This window comes from Rhodococcus sp. IEGM 1370, assembly GCF_033142325.1.
Lineage (GTDB): Bacteria > Actinomycetota > Actinomycetes > Mycobacteriales > Mycobacteriaceae > Rhodococcoides.
This window is the reverse complement of the sequence record NZ_JAWLRY010000011.1, coordinates 79,907-100,435: the sequence shown is the minus strand read 5'-3', so window position 1 is coordinate 100,435 and position 20,529 is coordinate 79,907. Positions and strand designations below refer to the sequence as shown.

Here is a 20,529-nt window from a genome sequence, read left to right as displayed (position 1 = left end):
ACAGAGTCAGGCCGACTGACATGCCCACGATGGACGACGTTGCTCGCCTTGCCGGGGTATCGGTATCGACTGTCTCCCATGTGCTCAACGGAACCCGCAACGTCAATCCCGCTACCCGGGAGCGCGTCGACGCAGCGATCGTCGAGATCGGCTATCGGCGCAACGTCGTCGCTCGATCGCTCGCGGCGGGTCGGACGCACACCGTGGGACTGTCCATCGCCGCATTGACCAACCCGTACTTCGGCAGCCTGGTCCATGCCGTCGAGGAGCGGTTGTCCGAGGCCGGTTACGTGTTGATCCTCGGTGACTCGCACGACGAGCCACGCTCCGAGCGCAGGGTGACGGACTCGTTGCTCGACCGTCAGGTCGACGGCATGATTCTCGCGCCCGCAGCCGGCTCGGAGTTCTCCACGATTCCCGAGATCGTCCGTAGCGGAACCCCTCTGGTGTTGATCGACCGGATGCTCGATGTCTCCTGTGACCAGGTGGGCCCGGAGAACGACGCGTCGGCGTACGAGCTCACGACCCACCTCCTCGACGCCGGACATCGACGCATCGCGATCGTCCGCGGCATCGAAGGGATCTCCTCCACGACAGAGCGATTCGACGGCTACTCTCGCGCACTTGCGGATCGAGGAATCGAACTCGATCCTCGACTCGTTCTCGACGGCCGGTCCAGTGTGGAGGTGGCCGAGTCCCGAGTGCGTGAGCTGATGTCGGGTCCGGATCGGCCGACTGCTCTGGTGTCGATGAACAACTCGATGACCATCGGATCGCTGAAAGCGGTTCGCGGCCTGGGCTTGTCGATCCCCGCCGACCTCGCCTTCGTGTGCTACGACGACTTCGAGTGGTCGGATCTGTTCGAGCCCCGGCTCACCGCGGCGGCTCAGGACGTGCAGACGATCGGCCGAACCGCAGCCGACCTGTTGCTGAATCGAATCGAGGGCAGCGAAGAGACACCTCGGTCCATTCGAGTGCCCACCACCTTCACCCATCGCAATTCCTGCGGCTGCACGTAGACCGCAGCCACACCCGAAAGATAGGACCCACCATGCCGATTGCCAGTCCGGAGCAGTATGCCGCCATGCTGGATCGCGCCAAGGAGGGTGGGTTCGCCTACCCGTCGATCAACGTCACCGGTTCGCAGACTCTCAACGCAGCTCTGCAGGGATTTGCCGAAGCCGAGAGTGACGGCATCATTCAGGTATCGGTCGGCACCGCGCTCTATCTGTCCGGCAACGCCGTGCAGAACCGCTTCGCCGGGTCCAAGGCGCTCGCGCAGTACGCCCACGAAGTGGCGCAGCACTATTCGATCTCGGTGGCGCTGCACACCGATCACTGCCCCGCCGAGAATCTGGACGACTGGGTCCGCCCCCTGCTGGCCGACGCGATCGAACGACGCGGCCGCGGACTATCGCCGCTGTACCAATCGCACATGTGGGACGGATCGGCCGTGCCGTTGGACGAGAATTTGCGGATCGCGCGCGAGTTGCTCGACCTGTCGGTGGAGGCCGACACCATTCTGGAGATCGAAGTGGGAGTGATCGGCGGGGAGGAGGACGGGGTGTCACACGAGATCAACGAACAGCTGTATTCGACGGTCGACGATGCGCGCGCCACGATCGCTGCGCTCGGTGCGGGGGAGCGCGGTCGTTATATGACGGCTCTGACCTTCGGCAACGTCCACGGCGTCTACAACCCCGACTCGGTACATCTGCGACCCGAGATCCTCGACGAGATCCAGTCCGTCGTCGGAGCCGAGACGGGCAAGGACAAGCCCTTCGATCTGGTGTTCCACGGCGGATCGGGTTCCAGCGCAGAGGACATCGCCTCCGCCGTCGCCAGCGGGGTGATCAAGATGAACATCGACACCGATACCCAGTACGCGTTCACCAGATCCATCGCCGGTCACATGATGAGCAAGTACGACCAGGTTCTCAAGGTCGACGGCGAGTACGGAAACAAGAAGGCCTACGACCCCCGATCCTGGGGCAAGCCGGCCGAGACGGCGATGGCGGCTCGCGTGGTCGAGGCGACACAGATGCTGGGCTCGGCAGGGCGCACGATGCGCTGAGAATCTTTTTCGTCGAGTGTGTCGAAATCTGCGGACCGGTTCCGTCCCAGGGTCGAATGCGGCAAGAATGGCCGCATCGAACGTCAGGAGACACCATGGCCAAGTACCTCATGCTCAAGCACTACCGCGGCGCGCCGGAGCCGATCAACAGCGTCCCGATGGACCGGTGGACGCCTGCGGAGGTGCACGCCCACATCCAGTTCATGCAGGATTTCGCCGCCGAACTCGAAGCCACCGGCGAGTTCGTCGACGCCCAGGCCCTGGCTCCCGAGGGGACCTGGGTCAGCTCCGGCGGTGAGGGCAAGCCGCCGGTCACCGACGGTCCGTTCGTCGAGACCAAGGATCTCATCGCAGGCTGGATGATCATCGACGTGGAGAGCTACGAGCGAGCGCTCGAACTCGCCGGGCAGTTGTCGGCCGCGCCGGGAGCAGGCGGCGAACCGATTCACGAATGGCTCGAACTGCGTCCGTTCATGGAGGCTCCCCCCACCATCGCCGACTGACGATCGCCATGGACCCCCAGGTGCTGCGGGCACTGACACCCGCGGTGATCGGTGTCCTCGTCCACCGCGGAGCCGACTTCGCGTCGGCCGAGGACGCCGCGGCGGAGGCGATGCTCGAGGCGACCTCCACGTGTGTCGCCGACGCGCCTGCCGATCCGAAGGGTTGGCTGGTGACCGTCGCGTGGCGCAAGTTTCTCGACGCAGAACGATCCGAGAAGGCGCGACGAGCACGAGAGGATCGAGTCGCGGCACAACCGGATCCTGGCACCGTGAGCGGCGTCGACGACACGCTGCAGTTGTTCTTTCTGTGCGCGCATCCCTCGCTTGGTCCGGCGGCAGCGGTGGCACTGACGCTGCGTGCCGTCGGGGGATTGACGACGCGGCAGATCGCGCAGGCGTACCTGGTGCCGGAGAAGACCATGGCGCAACGCATCAGCCGCGCCAAACGCACGGTGCGCGACGTGCGTTTCGACGCGCCCGGTGATGTGGGGACGGTGCGACGAGTGCTGTACCTCGTCTTCAACGAGGGGTACACCGGGGACGTCGATCTGGCGGCCGAGGCGATTCGGTTGACCCGGCAGTTGGCCGGGTTGTCCGAAGACGAGGAAACGGCCGGGCTGTTGGCGCTGATGCTGTTGCACCACGCCCGGCGTTCGGCCAGAACCGGGCCCGACGGTCACGTCATCGATCTCGCTGAACAGGATCGATCTCGTTGGGACACAACGCTGATCGCGGAGGGAGTGCACATCCTGCAGGCGGCGCTCGCCCGCGATCGGTTGGGTGAGTTCCAGGCGCAGGCGGCCATCGCCGCCCTGCACGCCGACGCCCGGTGTGTGGAGGAGACCGATTGGCCGCAGATCGTCGAGTGGTACGGCGAGTTGCTCGCTCTCACGGACAGTTCCGTCGTACGACTCAATCGAGCGGTTGCGATCGGGGAGGCCGACGGTCCGGCGGCGGGGCTCGAGGCGTTGGGCGAGGTCGATCCGGCCGTTCCGCGGCACACAGCGGCGGCCGCGTACCTGTGCGAGAAGGCCGGTGATCTGTTGCGTGCTGCCGAGTTGTACGTGGAGGCGGCGGAGAAGGCGTCGTCGATTCCCGAGCGGCACCATCTGACTCTGCAGGCCGCGCGGATCAGAGCCGGTTGAGCCCCGCAGGCGGCAAGCGAACGGACCGATCGGTTTCGTAATCCGATCGTTAGCGGTAGAAAGCGGAATCCGTGCGACCCTCGTATGGTGCTGAAGTTGCCAATGGGACAGAAGAGAAGGAAACGAACTCGATCCGCTGCGTTCGTGACGGCCGCGGCTGCAGCGTCGATGCTGATGATCGGAACACCGGCGCAGGCGCTGCCGGGCAACTCCGGATCGGCCGACGCGGCTGCGGGAGCCGTCGGCATCCATCAGGTGTCGGCGACCCGAGCGGTGCTGAACGTCTTCTCCCCGTCCATGAATCGGGTCATTTCCAACGAGGTGTTGCATTCGCCGGAAGGTGGCCCTGCGCCCACTCTCGTGCTGCTCAACGGCGCACTCGGCAACGAGGACGGAGTCGGGTGGCTCAACAACTCGGGCGTCGAGCAGTTCTTTCTCGACAAGAACGTCACGGTCGTCGCACCGATCGGCGGTCGCTTCAGTTTCTACACCGATTGGCAAACAACCGATCCCGTGCTCGGCAGCAACAAATGGCAGACCTACCTGAGCCGCGAATTGCCTGCCGCCGTCGACGCGGCCTACGGCTCGACCGGCAGACGCGGCGTGGCAGGGCTGTCGATGAGTGGTGGTCCCGCACTGGATCTGGCGATCCAGGCCCCGGATGTGTTCGACGCGGCCGCGTCGTTCAGTGGATGCCCGGCACCCTCCAACCCGCTTGCCACTGCCGGTATTTCGGCGATGATCGCCGGCGGACTCAACAACCCCTTCAACATGTGGGGGCTGCCGGGAGGTCAGGGATGGCGCGACCACGACCCGTCACTCAATGTCGAGCGGCTGCGCGGAACCGCGGTCTACGTCAGCTCCTCCCGCGGACTGCCCGGACCGGTGGATCGCATTCCCGAGGGCGCGATCCCGCCGTTCGGCGGAATGGCGGTGGAGGCCATGGTCAACCACTGCACGTCGATCTTCGTCGACGCCCTGCGCCGAGCAGACGTGCCGGCAACGGTGTCCATGCGCGAGGAGGGCGCGCACACCTGGCCGCTGTTCGAGGATCAGCTGCGTGAGGCCTGGTTCACCACGCTGGCACCGGCTCTGGGAACCAGCTGATTGCATCGAGAGTCCGGCGGGTAAGCGTGGTTCACACCGGCGAAAGGACAACGCGAACATGTCGAAGGACGAACTGCACAAGGGCGACAAGGTCGAATGGCAGACCCACGGAAACACGACCGAGGGAACGGTGGTGGAGAAGATCACCTCCGAGACCGAAGCCGCAGGCCGCACCGTGAAGGCATCGAAAGACGAGCCGCAGTACCGGGTCGAGAGCGACAAATCCGGTAAGGACGCGGTGCACAAGCCGGAAGCGCTGGACAAGAAGGACTGACGCCACAAGATCACCTGTGCGCCCCGAGTTGTCGACTCGGGGCGCACAAGTGGATCTCAGGCCTCGGGCACCGATCGTTCTGCGCCCCAACTCCGTTCGATGTAGCCGCGGATGCGCTCGATGTCCTCGGCGGGGATTCTCTCCGGCTCGCCGTGCTCGAGGGGATCGGTGTGGAAGATGTAGAGCCGTGAGGCGAACTGGTCGAACGGCAGCGAACCCTCGCCTGCGCGTTCGCCGTTGCCCGCCGTGCCCACCACGACGCCGTCGCCCCAGTCCTGACCGCTGTCGTTGTTCGGGTTGAAGAAGTACACCCGCATGACGCCGTCGGGATCGGTGTTCACGCGCAGGATCGTGATGGCGTGCCACCCCACATACCTTGCGGCGCTGTCGGTTACGGCCACACCTGCCGGCTGCGGATGGATCAAGGGTTGGTGCCCGTTGTACTCCGGGTGGTACGCGGCGTAGAACTGCCGCAGAAAGGCGTCCAGGCCGACGAGATTGCCGGTCGCAACGTCGACGTCGATGTGGAATTCGCGTGCCGACCACCACCCGTGGAACTCGGGATTGACCCAGCGGTGCGGATCGCCTGGACGATCGGCGCAACGCCGGACCATCTCGGCATAGATGCGATCGAGGTGCGGAACCAGCAACAGCGACGCGGGATCGAGGTCCACCGGATCGGTCGTGGCGACGCCGCTGACACTCTCGGTCGACGAGATCGACTGCCCCTCGAAGTGCATGACGATCTCCTCGTCACGCGCCGCCCACACCACCATCTGCAGCAGGTAGTCGGGATCGTTGTAGGCCCACATCGACAAGGCCCGCGCCGACTGACACGTCGGGTTGTCGCCCTGGCCCACACCGAGGGGCTGCCCGAGCATCGAGAGCAAGCCCCCGAGCAAGCGTGACTCCGGCGCGGGGACCGGCCCGAACGTGGTGATCAGTCGTTCCCGCACTGCGGGAGCAAGTTTCAGCGAGATCTGCCGCCACAGGGACGGCACGATCGGCGGCTGATGCAGAATCCCGCGATCGAGAAGCAGTGCCAATCCGTAGAGGCACTGCGCGGTCTCGGGATACACCGTCTCCTCGATGAGGCGATGCACCAGTTCCGGATACCGCGTCAGGCAGGTCCGGCCGGTATCGGACAGACCGAGGGCCTCGGGCAGCACGTACGAGTAGTGGTCGACGAGATACTGCGTCAGCGTCGCGTGATACGGGGAGACGAGCCCGGTGTCGTGCATGGCTCGCGCGAATCCGCGGGCCTCGAACTGCAACGCCTCGACGTCCATCGCCTCGAGTCGCGACCGGTACACCTCGACGCCCGGATCCTCGCGGCAGGCATCGGTTGTGCCGAACAGTGCCGTGATCAACCGATCCAGGCCTTGACCTGATGTGCCGAGATCGACGGTGGGATCGTCACGATAGATCGCGATGCGGGTGACCATGTCCTTGATGGTGTCCACCTGAATCGGACGCTGCCGCAGAATCCGCCAGATTTCCTCGACCAACTCGTCGAGCACACTGTCGTAGCCGATCTGCCCGGCCACGTACCCGAACAGATCACGGATCAGATGAGCGGTGCGGCCCAGGCGAACTCGCTCCGACTCGGACGGTGGTGTGAACAGGACGTCGAGATTCACCGCGAGAACCTGAGAAAGGAACCGGCGGGCATCCTCGGCGGTCACCGCAGCATGCTCGTACTCTCCCGCAACGATCGCGACCATCCGCAGTTCGCTGGTCGCCTCGAGTACGAAGGTGTCGTCGTTGCCGCTGCGCAAGCTGGGCCCTACGAACCCTGGAACGAGAATGTCCGGCTGTGCCCAATCGGTGCCCGCGAACAGCCCCGCATTCTCGAGCACCTCGGCGCGTTCGCGAATTGCACCGCAACCGCCGGGCTGCAACAGGACTCGATGCACACCATCCAGAACTCGTCGCACCTTGGTGTTCTTGCTGAACTCAGGTGCATCGGCCAAGGCATGCACGGCATGGTCCAGTTGCGCCAACCGTGATGCCAATGCTTTGTCCACGGTGGTGGTCGCGTCCGTCGGTGCCGGCTCGTCCATGGTCTGTGACGATGGGTTGCGGTCGTCTCCGAGTTGCTGCTTCACACGTAGAAGTCCAGTTCTTCCTGATGCTTCAACAAGTCACGCATGACGTAGGTGTCATCACCGAAGAAGTACAGCAGGCCCCAGTGGGTGCCGAATGCCGTTCTCTTGGTGACGGTTTCCTCCACCGGTGCCGACAGATCGTTGGTCTCGTAGTAGTCGTGCCCGGAGGTCTCCTCGGGAATCTGCAGTTGGCTGACGACGCGGCGTCGCGGGTACACCCCGAAACATCCGGCGACACCGGTGGCGTCGACGACCTCCTTCGGGAAGAAGGCGTCGATCTCCTCCTCGGTGGTTTTCGGATCGAACGCCAACGCCAGGCCCTGGTAGGCGTTGAAGCCGTAGGCCCGCTCGAGCAGCTCGAACACCTTGAAACCCGGTGGGCGGTAAGCAACTTCGCCGAAGTACATCTCGCCGTCACTGGTGACGAAGTACTCGGGATGAATGAAGCCGAACTCGATATCGAAGGTCTTGATCAACTTCTCGATCTGCACCGTGATCTGCTCGCGATACTTCTCCAGTTCCGGTGTGGCCGGAACGAACACCGAATAGCCGAGCGTGACGTATTCGGAGATGTTGAGGAACTTGATCTTGCCGTTGTGGATCCATGCTTCGACGGCGAACTCCCAACCGTCGAGATGTGATTCCATCAGTGCCGGAAATTCCTCGTCGGGAATGGAGTCGACCTCGTCGGGGGTGCGAATGACGCGGTGTCCCAGGCAGCCTGCCTTGTCGAATGCTTTGACATGGATGGGATCGTTCGGATCGCCGTCGAGCTTGAGCAAGGTCTGGTTGACGCGCTTGAGGAATCGGATGACGTCCTCGCGGTCGTGGGCCTCTTCGAAGATGCCGACGCGGATTCCACCGAGTTGGGCGCGACGCTTCATCAAGGACTTGTCGCGCAGCAGCATCGCCTGACCGAACAGTCGCGGGTTGCCCAGCAGTACCGAGTTGATGGCACCGGCCCACTCGACCGTCTCCTCGTAGAGCGGGATCGCGACGTCGACGCCCTTGTCCTGCAGGGTCTCGGCGATTTCCAGTGAGCGATCGTTGAGTCGCTCGAAGTTCCACGGGAGGTACGGAATGTCGTGCTCGGTGCAGTACGCCTCGGCCCACTCGGGGGCGACGACGACGTAGCGCCGATCGAACTTGTCCAGTGCTTCCACCGCGGCCAAACTCCACCCCAGCAGGGCCACGAAACCCTTGTTCGGGTCTTTCTCCAGCCTGTCTGGCTGAGCCATGAAGTTCCTTCCCCTAGATGATTCATCGGTCGAGGTCCTTCGCTCCACCGTACAGAGGCAGTATCGGTCACCGGGCACCCCTGTATGCGACTGTGGATCGGAAACGCGCCGGATCCAGGTGTTCGGTAGCGTTCACGATCGACGAGGTGCGGTGCGCGCCTTCCTGGAACGAGGAGTGCGACATGACGGTCGACAAAACGGGTGCGCAGGTCGAAATCACCCAGCAAGCAGATCGTTTCACGGTTTCGGCCGACGGCTCGCAGGTCGGGTTCACCGAGTTCGCCGACGACGAACACGGCAGACGTATCTTCTTCCACACCGAGGTCGACGCAGCGTACGGCGGACGTGGTCTGGCGACGATTCTCGTGCAGCAGGCGCTCGACGCCACGCGCAACGATGCCAAGCGGATCGTGCCGATCTGCGAGTTGGTAGCGGCCTTCGTCGGCAAGCACTCGGAATTCGACGACATCGTGGAGCAGCCGACCGACGAGATCCGGCAATGGCTGGCCGACCGGCAGGCCTGACCGCGGGAATACCGTCGGGCTTCGGCGGGTTGAGGCGATCAGAGTAGTTGCAGAGTCAACTACATTGCCGAAAGGGACGCCATGCCTGCAGTGACGGTCGACAACATCCTCGCGTTGCCCCGCATCCCCATGCCCGACGCCACCGCCGTCCCCCGGCCGGTCCGGTCCGTCACGACGGCACCGACGGGTTACGAGGGCGAGGGCTTTCCGGTCCGTCGCGCATTCGCGGGACTGGACATGGCGTCACTAGACCCGTTCATCCACATGGATCAGATGGGCGAGGTCAACTACGCGCCCGGCGAGCCGAAGGGGACGCCGTGGCATCCGCATCGCGGGTTCGAGACGGTCACCTACATGATCGACGGCATCATGGAGCACAAGGACTCTCACGGCGGCGGCGGAGTCATCGGCGGTGGCGACACGCAATGGATGACGGCGGGCGGGGGCATCCTGCACATCGAGGCTCCGCCGGAGCATCTGGTGCTCTCGGGTGGGCTGTTCCACGGTGTTCAGCTGTGGGTCAATCTGCCGCGCGAGAACAAGATCCCGCACCCGCGCTACCAGGACATCACCGGCAGCAGAGTCGCACTGGCGTCGAGTCCCGACGGTGGTGCGTTGGTCCGAGTGATTGCCGGCGAGATCGCAGGCATGCAGGGCCCGGGGTCGACGTACACTCCGATTGCGCTCTCGCACAGCACCATCGCACCGGGTGCGGCGCTGACGCTGCCGTGGAACAGGGAGTTCAACGCACTGATCTACGTTCTCGCGGGCGAGGGCACCGTGGGCGCGGAGAAGCGTCCGATCAGGATGGGGCAGACGGCGCTGTTCGGCCGCGGCGACACCATCGAGATGTCCGCGTCTACGGCGGGGGAGTCGCTGGAGGTGTTCGTTCTCGGCGGCAAGCCGATCAGGGAACCCGTCGCGATGGCAGGCCCGTTCGTCATGAACACCAAGTCCGAAGTGCTGCAGGCGTTCGAGGACTACCAGGCCGGTCGGCTCGGCGTTCCCGTCGAATGATCGTCTCGGCCGTGCAACGATCTCCTGCATGAGCGACGCCGAGCCCCGTATTCGCAGAACACGGCTGTATCGCCGTCTGGTCACCCGCGCGGACGGCCCGCTCGAGCCCGCGCGGGCGGCCAAGAGACTGTCGGCCTACGTCTACGGAAACATCCTGGTTCTGGCGGCGGTCGCAGCATCGACGCCGAGCTCGATCGAGAACGGAACTGCTGCTGTTCTGGTTCTGGCCACGGCGGTGACGACGTTTCTGGCGCATGTGTTCGCCGATTTCGTCGCCAGCAGTCAGATTCCCGAAGCGCACGGCGATGCAACCGACGAGCAACGCACGTTCGAGGCCGTCGAGGAATTCCGTGACGCCGTGCCGATCCTGAGCTCCGGCACGGTCCCTGCGGTGATGCTGGCCCTCGGCTGGTTGTCGGTGCTCCCGGGGCAGTGGTCGGAACTGCTGGCCGGCGGAGTCATCGTGATACGCATCGCGACGATTCAGATGGTCACGGAACGAATTCGCGGCAACCCGTTGACCTTCCGCGCAATTCTGGGTGGTCTGGCCACCGCTGCGGTCGCAGCACTCATCGTCTTGGCCAAAGTGTTTCTGGGGCACTAGCTCCCGAACTCGGCGTACAACTCCGGCAGGAAGCCGGCCAGGTGATTCATCTCCTGTCCGCAGTGCAACAACAGATCTCGGGCGAGATCGACCCCGAGATCGAGGTCCGTCGGATCGACCGACGCCCCGCGGCGGACGGCGCACACGGCCTGCTCGATGTCCGGTACGTGCAGCCCGCGCAGGTTCAGGAAGAAACGGCTACGCATCTCGGCACCGCCCTCGACGGGACGCACCTGGTGGGCCAGCCAGCCCAGGTCCACCGGCGCGATGGAGCTGCCCACTCGGCCGAAGACGATCGTCTGATCCGCGGGAACGTCGAAGCCGTGCGCAATCGGATCGCGAAAGGCAATGCCCAGCTGTTGCAGCTTCGGCCCGACGTACTCGTCCACGAAAGTCGTGTTGCCGACGTACTTGGCCTTGTCGGGAATGTCGAGTGCCGTTCGATCCTCGGCGAGGGCTGCGTAGAGGTGGGCGTCGGGATGCCACAGCTTGTAGCGTGCGGCCTCGGTGGAATGCCAGCCGAACCACCAGTCCCACATCGCTGCCGTCACGCGCGGCATCACCGTGCGGACCGCCACGAACGTCACTCCATCGGCGCGTCGACCGTATCCGGTCTCGATCGTGGAGTAGCCGGTGGGCGCGAGATCGGTTGTGATGGAATCGAATCCAGGAATCGAATCCGGCGCGAGGGCCGGGCCCGCACAGGCGTCCGCGACGGCGGTCGGTGCGGGCGTCGTTCGCTGTGCCATGTATCGGGCGTACGGCAGATCTCGATCGGCGTCGCGGTAGCCCTGGTAGCGCTCACCGCACTCGTCCGCCGAACCGGTTGCCGGGGCCGCCACCGCCTTGGCTACCGGGCCGACGACGGCGACGGTGGCCGCAGCGGCCGCTCCGATCATGATCTGGCGTCGTGTCGGCCCCCGGGTCATGCGACCACCCCTCTCAACATTCGTTGAGGCTAGGTCGTGGAATCGATGTATGTCAACAGCCGGGCACTACACTGCGCGGTATGAGTCCGGCACACCCCAGGGACGACGAGTCGAGAGTGCGTCGGCGCGACGAGATCGCCACGGCCGCGATCGAGGTGCTCGCCACCCGAGGTCTTCGCGGCTTGACGCACCGGGCGGTGGACGCCGCAGCGGGACTGGGACCCGGGTCGGTGAACTACCACGCGCCCACCCGGAGTCGGCTGCTTCACCTGGCTCTCGGTCAGCTGTTCGTCCGCGACTTCGAGGTGGCCGGAGCGACCTTCGGCAGTCTCGTCGACGTCAAGCCGCTCACCGCCGATATCGTGGTGTCGCGCATCATCGATTTCATCGACGCCATGACGACCGGGGATGCCGTCCAACGGGTCATCGCTCGCCACATCATGCTCGGCGAGGCGCAGCACGACGACGAAATTCGCGAGTTGTTCGACAGTCAACGAGCAGCATTCGTCACCTACACCCAGTGGATCGTCGCCTCGTTGGACTCCGAGGATCCGCCGTCCGACGCCGAGACCCTCGTGGTGATGATCGAGGGGCTGGTGCAGCGGCAAGTGCTGATCGGGTCACGCCTGTCCCCGGGTTTCATCGAGCAGATGTTGCGCAAGATCGTGGTGGCCTCGCCGCTGGTCGAGAACTGACCCGGGCCGGCGGCCTCACCCCAGCAGCGAACGACGCTCGGTGTGGGTGAACGTGAAGATCGTCGCGCCGAAGCTGATCAGTGCGGTCAGAAGCAGTACCTGCGGGCCGGTGATGACGACGCCGATGAAGGCTCCGATCGCGCCTCCCAAGGCGAACGATCCGAGAAGGGCTGTGTAGCAGAGCCAGTCGTAGCGCGTCCCGCCGCCGAACATGTGCCGCTCGATTCCCTGGCCGAGTTTGACCATGGTCCCGGTGACGTAGCTCAGGGGAATGTAGGTCTCTTCCTTCTTCGTGAACGCGGTGTTGAGAGCACCGAGTGCGAAGGCCACCAACAGAATCGGGTAGAAGTTCACGTTGGCCGACGACCATCCGGAGATGGCGATGTCGATCGCGCCTGCTCCTGCGAGTGCGATCGTGGTGAGCACCGTTGCTCCGTGCGGGTGATTCGACCAGTAGCGACGACGGCAGATCGACGAGATCACGACGCCTGCCAGGAAAGAGCCCATGAGCGCCAGTGCCGCGATCGGTGAGGCCCCCGGGGTGACCTCCTTGCCCTCGGGATGCCCGAAGTGTCCGACGACTGCTCGCTCGGTGTTGCCGGTCATGAAGGTCACGAAGTAGCCGGCGGAATGGAGGAAGGCAACTGCACCCACCATCCCTGCCAGTCCCGACAATATCCAGGACAGACGAGCTTCGGCACCGACGGCTGTTTCGCGGCTGATCGTCAATGGGGAAGTCATGACTCGATTGTCCGGACTACGGGCGAACCGGCAAATCTTTGAGTTGTCGGTCACATAACCGACGGCGATTCACCATTGGCAATCATTCCCCGGTGCATGACCCTGTTTCCCACGACCCCGCTGTGATCGGCTTTGTGCATCACACATCGGTTGTCCCACATGACGACGTCCTCCGGTGCCCACGCGTGTCGCAGCACATTGGTCTCGCGAGTCGAATGTTCGAACAGATATCGCACGGTCTCCTGTGCCTCCTCGGTGGACATGCCGCTGATCGCGACGCACCGTGCGGGTGCCGACAATGCCAGAGCGGTACGCCCGGTCACGGGATGCACTGCGAACAAAGGATGTTCGGCACAGGAATCGGTGTCCGACGCCACCCCGGTCACTCGGTGCGTCACCGTTCTTCCGGCGAGGTCCGCTTTGCGGTCGGCCGGCAAGGTGTCGTAGGCCGCGTACTGGTCGCTGAACAGCGTGCTGCCCCCGGACTCCGGTACCTCGACCGCACGTAGTGCGGTGTAGGCAGGCGGATTCGGTACATACGTGGTGTCCACGTGGAATGTCGATTTCGGCGGTGTGGTGCGGCCGACGTTGCTGATGACGTTCAGGTCGGGAAAGCCCGGCACTGGCGTCTCGCCCTCGGTGAACATCATCTCGCCGAACCGCCGGAGAAATGCCAGGAAGCCTGCGTCGTCCAAGGGTTGTCTGCGTAGAATCAGCACGCCGTGTTCGGCCAACAGCGTTCGCAGTTCTTCGGTCTCGGTGGAGCTCAGGTCCAGCTCGTCGATCTCGATTCCCAACGTCACGAGGACAACTCCTTCACCGACAGTTCGTCGAGCGTTCGTGCGAACAGTTCGTCGACGGCGATACCTGCCGCCGAGGCCATCACGGCGAGCACGCTCGACGGCGAGTACGAGCAGTACAGACCGGCTTCGAGGAACCACGGTTGTCCGTCGGGGTCGATCCGGAAGTCGAACAGACCGTAGTGCCGGCAGCCGAGAGATCGATAGCACGATCGTGCTGCCGCCCAGACCTTCTCGGTGATCGGATCGGAGACGTCCACCATCCAGGCCCTGGTCTGCTCCTTCGCGACCAGGTATAGATCCCCGTCCGAGGTGCGATTCAACTTGTCGGCGCTGGTACGAATCGACTCGACGGCATACTCCTCGAGTGGAAGGCAGATCAGCTCGTCGCCCCGTGCGATGATGCCGCAACGGACCTCGCGGCCGAGGGGGATGTACGACTCCACCAGTGCCGCAGACGAATACGTCAGAGCCTCGCTCACAGCGGTTGCCAACCGGTCGGATTGGCGAACCAGTGTGACGCCCATCGAATTGTCCGAGTCGACGGGCTTGACGACCACCGGCAGTTCGACGTCGATGTTGTCACCGCACCGCACCACGACACCGGTCGGGACGGCGACCCCGGCCGCCGCGACCACGGCTCGGGCGCGAGCCTTGTCGGCCGTCATCGCCATCACGTCCGGACCGTTGCCCACGTACGGCACGCCCAACAGATCGAACAGGCTGCGGTATGTCGTCATTCCGGGCAGGCAGAACATCTGTGGAACCATCACGTCGAAGTGCCACGACGAGATGACGTCCACTGCCTGCGCCAACGACATCTGGTGTGCCGACGCCACACTGGCGGCGTCGATGCCGCCGGGAAAGCTCCAGAGCCCGCCGGGGGAGACGAACGCCACCTCGAACCGATAGTCGGGATTTCCACCGAGTGCGTCGAGAAATCCGCCCGCGTACACCCGAGACAGATCGCAGTGGAACTCGTCCACCGACGATCCGACCAGTACCAGGACCGACAGGGTCATCAGTCGCCTCCGTTCTCCACGAGCTTGCCGATGTTGAAGTCGATGCGTGACCATCCGCGCCGGGCCAGCAGATTTCGCACCAGCAGGGACGGAATCTGGAGGTGGTGCACCAGCAGATAGGGGAGTGGATCCCAGCCGGTGAGGATGGCGTCCTTTCCCTCGAAGATGCTGCGCAAGCGGGCCTTTCGGTTGCCCTCGGTGAGCAGACGCCACACCTCGTGGTAGATCCAGTAGGTCGGGCGAGCCGTCGTACGCGGCACGATCACCGGATGGCCGTCGTCGAGGTACGCGGCAGCCAGGTCGGGATGGTCGTAGAACATCGTGATGGCCGAATGGGTGCGGGGGTTGCACTCGATGGCGTAGATGTGGCCGTCGGCGGCGGACTCGATGAAGTCGAACGACAGCTGGCCGGTGACGTCCAGCGAAGAGACGAACGTTTCCACCCAGCGCAGGATGTCGGGCTTGTCGACCATCTCGTAGTTGACCTGGAACGCCGATGATTCACAGCAGCCGTACACCTGCAACCGGCCGCCGCGGACGGTGCCGTGGGTGCAGTACTCCTGCCCGGCGACGAATTGCTGCAGGATCCACGGATCGTCCTCGGAGATCCCGAGACTGCGTGCGAATCGCAGGTTCTCGGCAGGCGTGTCGCGGGTCAATCGCGTCAGATCCATGCGGCCGACCGGGTTGTACGAGATGCGTTTGAGGATGTACTCACGGCCCGGTGGGAAGTCGAACTGCGCGATCTGCTCGACGTCGGTGATGCGTCGCCAATCGGGAACGCGCAAGCCGAGCGCCGCAGCGTGTTCGGAGAACCTGGACTTGTCGTCGAGCATGCGCGCCGTCGCGCCGTCGCCGTGCAGGACCTCGCAGTGCGAATCGAGCAGTGCCCGTGCGTCGGCATCGTGGATGCTCGCAGCCGGACTCGCGACGGGGACGAAGACGTCGACGCCTTCGCGGAGCACCACATCCAGAAGTGCTCGGGCGTACCCGGATTCGGTCGGGTCGGGTACACAGTGAAATCGGTCGACCGCACGTGAGAACCGATGGCCGGTGAAACGGTACTTGGCCGATTCCACCAGGACGACTCGGTGCCCGGCGAGATGGAAGGACCGCGCGAGCTGCAGGGCCTTGGTCATCTTCCCGCCGCTGATCATGACCGTCTTGGGGGAGTCGGTTCGGCGCGTGGCGGGCCGGCCGCCTCGGACGGCAGCCACCCCCGCCGCCACGAGGTCGGCGGGGAGGGTGGCAGTGAGTCCGACAAGTGCTGCGACAGTGCGGATCATGTGCGCCGGATCAAGGTGACGCCGTCGCGCAACGGCACCAGCACCTGCTCCACGCGGGGGTCGTTCGCCACGTACTCGTTGAATTCTGCGACGGCCCGGCCGTTCTCGGTGGGGCGTTCGCTGTACGGCTGCCCCTGCAGGAGGGTGTTGTCGACGGCGATCACGGCGTTGTCGGCCAGCAGCTCGCTACCGAGCAGGTGCTCCACGTACGCGCGGTATCCGGTCTTGTCGGCGTCGACGAAGACCAGATCGAACGTGCCCTCCAACCGGCGGAGGGTGTCCAGTGCAGGCCCCACTTCCACCGTGATGGACGAGCCCGCAGGCGAATCCGCAAAACAGGACCGCGCGAACTCGGCCACGTACGGATCCACCTCGCAGGCGACCACCTCGCCGCCCGCGGGCAGAGCCTCGGCCATCGCCAGTGCCGAGTAGCCGGTGAACATACCGATCTCGAGCACCCGCTTCGCCCCGGTCATGTGCACGAGAAACGCAAGAAAGCGTCCCTCCACGTGGCCGGAGAGCATTTCCATCTCCAGGGGCCCCGAGCCGGAGACGACGTCACGTGATCTCCAGTCCTCGGTGCGGGTCCGCGATGCCAGTGTCGCCAGCGCTGCGGATTGGGAGGTGGTGCAGGTGTCGAGATACGGGTCGAGTCCCGCCGCGAGATCGCGGGCTCGATGAACACGGGTGATCAGCTCGTCGGTCGCCCCGGCACCGGCGTCGAGCAGATCGGCTATCTCGCTGAGCTCGCGCGCCAGAATGGTGGTCGGGGTGACCGGTCGCGGGGTCTGGGTCACGGCGTCGGTGCAGTGAACATGTCGAGACCCTCGCCTGCGCGCGGGAAGTCGAGGCAGATCTTCTTGTGCAGAGTCAGCACATCGGCCAACTCGGCTGCGTCGAGATCGTTGAGGAAGCGGCACGTGCCGATCGGGTCCGGCACCGCTGCGCGCAGTATGCCGTCGCGAGTCTTGAGGATCGACGCCGTTGCCTCCGAGAGCAACTCGGGGGTCAGGTACGGGCTGTCCAATGCCAGCCCGATGCTGGACATGACACCGAGCACTCGATCGCGGTCTGCCGTCGACAGGTGTCCGCGCTGTTCGGCGACGGTCGTCGACAGCGCCATGTCGATGTTGATGGCGTGGCCGTGGAAGAACGGGGCAGGCGGGGTCAGCTCGAGCGTCGGGCTCCAGGTGTGACCGAAGGCGATGACGCGATCGAGATCGATCTCGTGCAGATTCGGTGCCTCGAGTTCGAGCATCGTCGCGATCGCCGAGTAGGTCAGTCGGTCTGCGACCGAACGCAATTCCGCCGTTCCGTCGAGATGGCCGAACCGCGTTCGCAGCAGTTCCGGACCGTACTGTTCGAGCATCTCGAAGATCTCCAGATTGCCGACGACGGAGATCTTGATCAGCTCGGCCATGCCGTTGCGCACCTGATCCTCGGGCAACGTGCCGAGGAACGAGAAGTCCAGCAGCACCTTCTGCGACGCGTGGTACGCACCGAGGCGGTTCTTGTGCTTTCCGTAGTTGACGGCCACCTTGATGGATACGCTCGCGTCGATCAGGCCGATCAATGTGGTGGGAATGCGAATGTACGGGGTGTTCCGTCGGTAGCTGGCGCACGCGAAACCTGCTACGTCCGTGGTCAATCCGCCGCCGACCACCAGCACCGGCTCGGTGCGGACCAGACCGAACGCATCGAACTCGCCCACGATGCGCTCGAACGTCTCCAGCGACTTCGCAGTCTCGGCGATGTGCACCGGAACCACCGCGAGGGCGATGCCGTAGTGATCGAAGTACGCGCTGATCCGGTCGCCGTAGATCTCGTGCACCGATTCGTCGACGACCATCAGCGCGCGACCGTACGGCCGGTAACTATCGGCCAATTCGGTGTTCTCGATTGCGAACACACCGTCGACGTAGATCAGGTCGTACTCGATGCGTTCGTAGCCTTCGACGCGAAACGACCTGTCCCCGGCGACGACCTGGGCCTGAAGATTGCTCACTGGTTACTCCTGGAGGATTGGATGAATGGTCTGATTGCACGCTCGCTGCGCAGGCTCCGCTCAGGCAGAGACAAGAGCGCGGACACGCTCGGGATCGAGTGCATCGACGGTGTCGGTGGCCGAGCCGAACTCGGTGCCCGCAGTGTTCTCGTTCGGGAATGCGACGCAGCTGATGCCCGCGGCGACCGCCGCCTGGACACCGCCGGCATTGTCCTCGATGGCGACGCTGTCCGATGCGTTCTCGCCCAACGACTTCAACGCGAATTCGTACGACGCGGGGTCGGGCTTGCCGGCATCGACCGAGGACGCGTCGACGATGACGTCGAACGAGTCGGCTGTCAGCTCGGGGCTCAGGGCCGCCAACAATGCGTCGATGTTCTCTCGCGACGTCGTGGTCACGAAGCCCACCTTCATGCCGTTCGCCTTGGCCGAGTCGATCGTGTCGGCCACACCCGGTCGTGTCTTCACGTCGGATTCGCCGATCAGACGCTGGAAGATCTCGGACTTCGTCGCGTGCACGGCAGCGGCGTCCACCTCGGTATCCGTGTCGGACGCGTATTCGCTGATTCGGTCGGCACCACCGTTGGATCCGAGCATGGCCCGGTAATCCTCGCGAGACCAGTTCCAGTTCAGATCGTGTGCTGCGAACGCCTCGTTGAACGAGCGACGTTGCAGTTCGGACGTGTCGACGAGAGTGCTGATCGAGCCGAACAGAATTGCGGACATGGATGCCTTTCGGAGCGAGAGACGTTGTACTGGTCAATGTCTCGCGCATGCGCGATGGGTGAGTTGGTTCGGGGGGTATGCCCCATCGGCACCGAACGGGAAACCTTCGAATTTTTCGGCAGAACGGTCGGACGTCAGCGGTGCCGGACGGGCGCGGCCAGAGTCGTCGGTGTCGACCGGCCGCGCAGGGTGACCGCCTCGCCCGTCGTCCACTGCGCGCGTTCGTCGACGGAGGCGTGATCGAGCACGATCGACGACGTGAGCACGTCGGTGTTCGGGTCATCCTTCGCGAGATCGGTGAGCCGAGCCGCCTGATTGACGGTGTCGCCGATGACGGTGTACTCGAATCGGGATTCGGCTCCGATGTTTCCGGCGATGACCGGGCCGTACGTGACGCCGATGCCGATCTCGAAGCCGCCGTCGGAGGCGAGGGCGACGGCCAGGGTGCGTGCGGTGCGCAGTGCCGCCGTCACGGGATCTGGGTGGTCGACCGGAGCGCCGAAGATCAGCAGTGCGGCATCACCCTCGAACTTGTTGACGAAGCCGCCGTGTCGTTCGCCGTGCTCGACCACCACTGCGAAGAAGCGGTTGAGCAGATCGACCACCGCTTCCGCGGATTCTCGCTCGGCCATCGCCGTCGAACCGACGAGGTCGATGAACAGCACGGCGACCGTTCGGTTCTCGCCGCCCAGACGAGGCGCGCTTGCCAGCGCGCGCTGCGCCACGTCGTGGCCCACGTGGCGGCCGAAGAGCGACCGCAGTCGTTCGCGCTCGTCGAGACCGACGACCATCTTGTTGAACCCGTTCTGCAACCGGCCGATCTCGGAGGCGTCGTAGACGTCGACGCGGGTGTCGGTCGCTCCGGCTTCGACGCGTTGCATGGCCGTGCTGACCTGCTGCAGCGGATCCGATACGGACCGTCCGACCAGGAACATGCCGCCGAATCCGACGACCAGGGCGATCGCGGACAGCGACACCATCGCGGGGGACAGGTCGACGTCGGGTGGGATGACGGTGTCGATCAGTCTACCGAGTCCGATGAGGCCGAGCCCCAGGATGGGAATGGCCGTGCTCAGGACCCAGATGAGAACGACGCGCAGCTTCACGCCGAGTGCGGCGGAATCGGTGACCGCACTGACTTCCATCACCGCTGCGGTGATCGGCCGAAGCGTTCTCTCGGCAACCAGATAGCCCAGCGAGCAGGTCGCCAGGCCGCCGAAGCTGACGGCAATCGCGACGATGATCGACAGCGCCGCGCCTGCCGACGCATTGACCCCGACGAACACCGCGACGCCGAGTGCCCACAGCAGCACGTGGACGCCGAGCTGACGAAGGGGCAGCCGCACGATGGCGATCGCGGTGGCGTCCGAAGGCGTGCCGCCGGTGTGCAGCCACAGCACGAGGGGCTTCGCAACGCGGAGGCCGAGCGCGATCCCGATGGCGATCGCGACCGGTAGATACACGAAGAAGGCGACGTAATTTCGGTCCGACAGGATCTCCTCCGAGCCGACCGGCAACGGCAGGATGAAGCGGGCCAACACGAAGACGATGACTGCTCCGATGGCGTTGGCCGAGACCATGCCCGCCGCGTAGAGGCGCATCGGGGTGCGGGTGAGGGCGGACCGTAGAGCTGCGATCACCGATGAATCTCCGTTCTCTGTTCGCTCGAACTGTAGGGGTCCGGAAAAAGATTCGACGAGATTTCTTCTCGAGTGACTACCTGTGTCCCCG

21 protein-coding genes are annotated in these 20,529 nt (G+C 64.6%); 10 read left to right on the top strand and 11 right to left on the bottom strand.

What is annotated here, in order from left to right:
* Positions 1–20: 20 nt before the first annotated feature.
* The 6 genes from R4P47_RS15330 to R4P47_RS15305 all read left to right on the top strand — a co-directional run bounded on the left by R4P47_RS15330 (position 21) and on the right by R4P47_RS15305 (position 5,103).
* Complete coding sequence (locus R4P47_RS15330) at positions 21–1,019, top strand: LacI family DNA-binding transcriptional regulator (RefSeq protein WP_149404931.1); 999 nt, start codon at positions 21–23, stop codon at positions 1,017–1,019.
* Positions 1,020–1,051: 32 nt separating this feature from the next.
* Entirely contained in the window at positions 1,052–2,074 is a 1,023-nt protein-coding gene (gene fbaA, locus R4P47_RS15325) for a class II fructose-bisphosphate aldolase (RefSeq protein WP_149404932.1), read from the top strand.
* 95 nt (positions 2,075–2,169) lie between these two features.
* Positions 2,170–2,577 carry a YciI family protein gene (locus tag R4P47_RS15320; protein WP_149404933.1) on the top strand — a complete coding sequence of 136 codons (408 nt, stop codon included), beginning with the start codon at positions 2,170–2,172 and terminating at the stop codon, positions 2,575–2,577.
* A gap of 8 nt (positions 2,578–2,585) precedes the next feature.
* The gene (locus tag R4P47_RS15315; RefSeq protein ID WP_149404934.1) at positions 2,586–3,722 is read left to right on the top strand and encodes an RNA polymerase sigma factor; all 1,137 of its coding nucleotides are present in this window, start codon (positions 2,586–2,588) and stop codon (positions 3,720–3,722) included.
* Between the two features lie 144 nt (positions 3,723–3,866).
* Positions 3,867–4,829: an alpha/beta hydrolase gene (locus R4P47_RS15310; protein ID WP_262498234.1), complete on the top strand. Its 963-nt coding sequence runs from the start codon at positions 3,867–3,869 to the stop codon at positions 4,827–4,829.
* Positions 4,830–4,887: 58 nt separating this feature from the next.
* Positions 4,888–5,103 (top strand): DUF2945 domain-containing protein, encoded by a 216-nt coding sequence (locus R4P47_RS15305; protein ID WP_068055681.1) that lies wholly within the window; start codon positions 4,888–4,890, stop codon positions 5,101–5,103.
* A gap of 56 nt (positions 5,104–5,159) precedes the next feature.
* Here the strand turns inward: R4P47_RS15305 and R4P47_RS15300 are convergent, their stop codons facing one another.
* Both R4P47_RS15300 and R4P47_RS15295 read right to left on the bottom strand, forming a co-directional pair.
* Positions 5,160–7,166, bottom strand: a complete 2,007-nt coding sequence (locus R4P47_RS15300; RefSeq protein ID WP_149405573.1) for a hypothetical protein — start codon at positions 7,164–7,166, stop codon at positions 5,160–5,162.
* 41 nt (positions 7,167–7,207) lie between these two features.
* The gene (locus R4P47_RS15295) at positions 7,208–8,449 is read right to left on the bottom strand and encodes an acetyl-CoA carboxylase biotin carboxylase subunit family protein (RefSeq protein ID WP_149404935.1); all 1,242 of its coding nucleotides are present in this window, start codon (positions 8,447–8,449) and stop codon (positions 7,208–7,210) included.
* Between the two features lie 182 nt (positions 8,450–8,631).
* Here R4P47_RS15295 and R4P47_RS15290 point away from each other — a divergent pair, with 182 nt between their 5' ends.
* The 3 genes from R4P47_RS15290 to R4P47_RS15280 all read left to right on the top strand — a co-directional run bounded on the left by R4P47_RS15290 (position 8,632) and on the right by R4P47_RS15280 (position 10,594).
* Positions 8,632–8,973, top strand: a complete 342-nt coding sequence (locus tag R4P47_RS15290; protein WP_149404936.1) for a GNAT family N-acetyltransferase — start codon at positions 8,632–8,634, stop codon at positions 8,971–8,973.
* A gap of 81 nt (positions 8,974–9,054) precedes the next feature.
* Positions 9,055–9,990 (top strand): pirin family protein, encoded by a 936-nt coding sequence (locus R4P47_RS15285; RefSeq protein WP_149404937.1) that lies wholly within the window; start codon positions 9,055–9,057, stop codon positions 9,988–9,990.
* Positions 9,991–10,018: 28 nt separating this feature from the next.
* A complete protein-coding gene (locus R4P47_RS15280; protein ID WP_068055691.1) occupies positions 10,019–10,594 on the top strand; it encodes a hypothetical protein in 576 nt (191 codons plus the stop codon).
* Here the strand turns inward: R4P47_RS15280 and R4P47_RS15275 are convergent.
* A complete protein-coding gene (locus tag R4P47_RS15275; RefSeq protein WP_231893844.1) occupies positions 10,591–11,523 on the bottom strand; it encodes a DAPG hydrolase family protein in 933 nt (310 codons plus the stop codon). The genes R4P47_RS15280 and R4P47_RS15275 overlap by 4 nt on opposite strands.
* Positions 11,524–11,603: 80 nt before the next feature.
* Here R4P47_RS15275 and R4P47_RS15270 point away from each other — a divergent pair, with 80 nt between their 5' ends.
* A complete protein-coding gene (locus R4P47_RS15270) occupies positions 11,604–12,218 on the top strand; it encodes a TetR/AcrR family transcriptional regulator (protein WP_068055695.1) in 615 nt (204 codons plus the stop codon).
* A 15-nt stretch (positions 12,219–12,233) separates the two neighbouring features.
* On the opposite strand, the gene R4P47_RS15265 is transcribed toward R4P47_RS15270, so the two are convergent.
* From R4P47_RS15265 to R4P47_RS15230, 8 genes are all read right to left on the bottom strand, one after another.
* Entirely contained in the window at positions 12,234–12,959 is a 726-nt protein-coding gene (locus tag R4P47_RS15265) for a YoaK family protein (protein ID WP_068055698.1), read from the bottom strand.
* Between the two features lie 50 nt (positions 12,960–13,009).
* A complete protein-coding gene (locus tag R4P47_RS15260; RefSeq protein ID WP_094670369.1) occupies positions 13,010–13,762 on the bottom strand; it encodes a TauD/TfdA dioxygenase family protein in 753 nt (250 codons plus the stop codon).
* Positions 13,759–14,781, bottom strand: a complete 1,023-nt coding sequence (locus R4P47_RS15255; protein ID WP_094670370.1) for a D-alanine--D-alanine ligase — start codon at positions 14,779–14,781, stop codon at positions 13,759–13,761. The genes R4P47_RS15260 and R4P47_RS15255 overlap by 4 nt, the downstream gene beginning before the upstream one ends.
* Positions 14,781–16,067, bottom strand: coding sequence for an ATP-grasp enzyme (locus R4P47_RS15250; RefSeq protein ID WP_149404938.1), 1,287 nt, complete (start codon positions 16,065–16,067; stop codon positions 14,781–14,783). Before R4P47_RS15250 ends, R4P47_RS15255 begins: the two co-directional genes overlap by 1 nt.
* Complete coding sequence (locus R4P47_RS15245; RefSeq protein WP_094670372.1) at positions 16,064–16,864, bottom strand: O-methyltransferase; 801 nt, start codon at positions 16,862–16,864, stop codon at positions 16,064–16,066. The genes R4P47_RS15250 and R4P47_RS15245 overlap by 4 nt, the downstream gene beginning before the upstream one ends.
* Complete coding sequence (locus R4P47_RS15240; protein ID WP_149404939.1) at positions 16,861–18,072, bottom strand: sedoheptulose 7-phosphate cyclase; 1,212 nt, start codon at positions 18,070–18,072, stop codon at positions 16,861–16,863. Before R4P47_RS15240 ends, R4P47_RS15245 begins: the two co-directional genes overlap by 4 nt.
* Before the next feature lie 60 nt (positions 18,073–18,132).
* Entirely contained in the window at positions 18,133–18,798 is a 666-nt protein-coding gene (locus R4P47_RS15235; protein ID WP_149404940.1) for an HAD-IA family hydrolase, read from the bottom strand.
* Between the two features lie 134 nt (positions 18,799–18,932).
* On the bottom strand, positions 18,933–20,438 hold the full coding sequence (locus R4P47_RS15230) for an adenylate/guanylate cyclase domain-containing protein (RefSeq protein WP_149404941.1): 1,506 nt from the start codon (positions 20,436–20,438) through the stop codon (positions 18,933–18,935).
* Positions 20,439–20,529 lie beyond the last annotated feature (91 nt).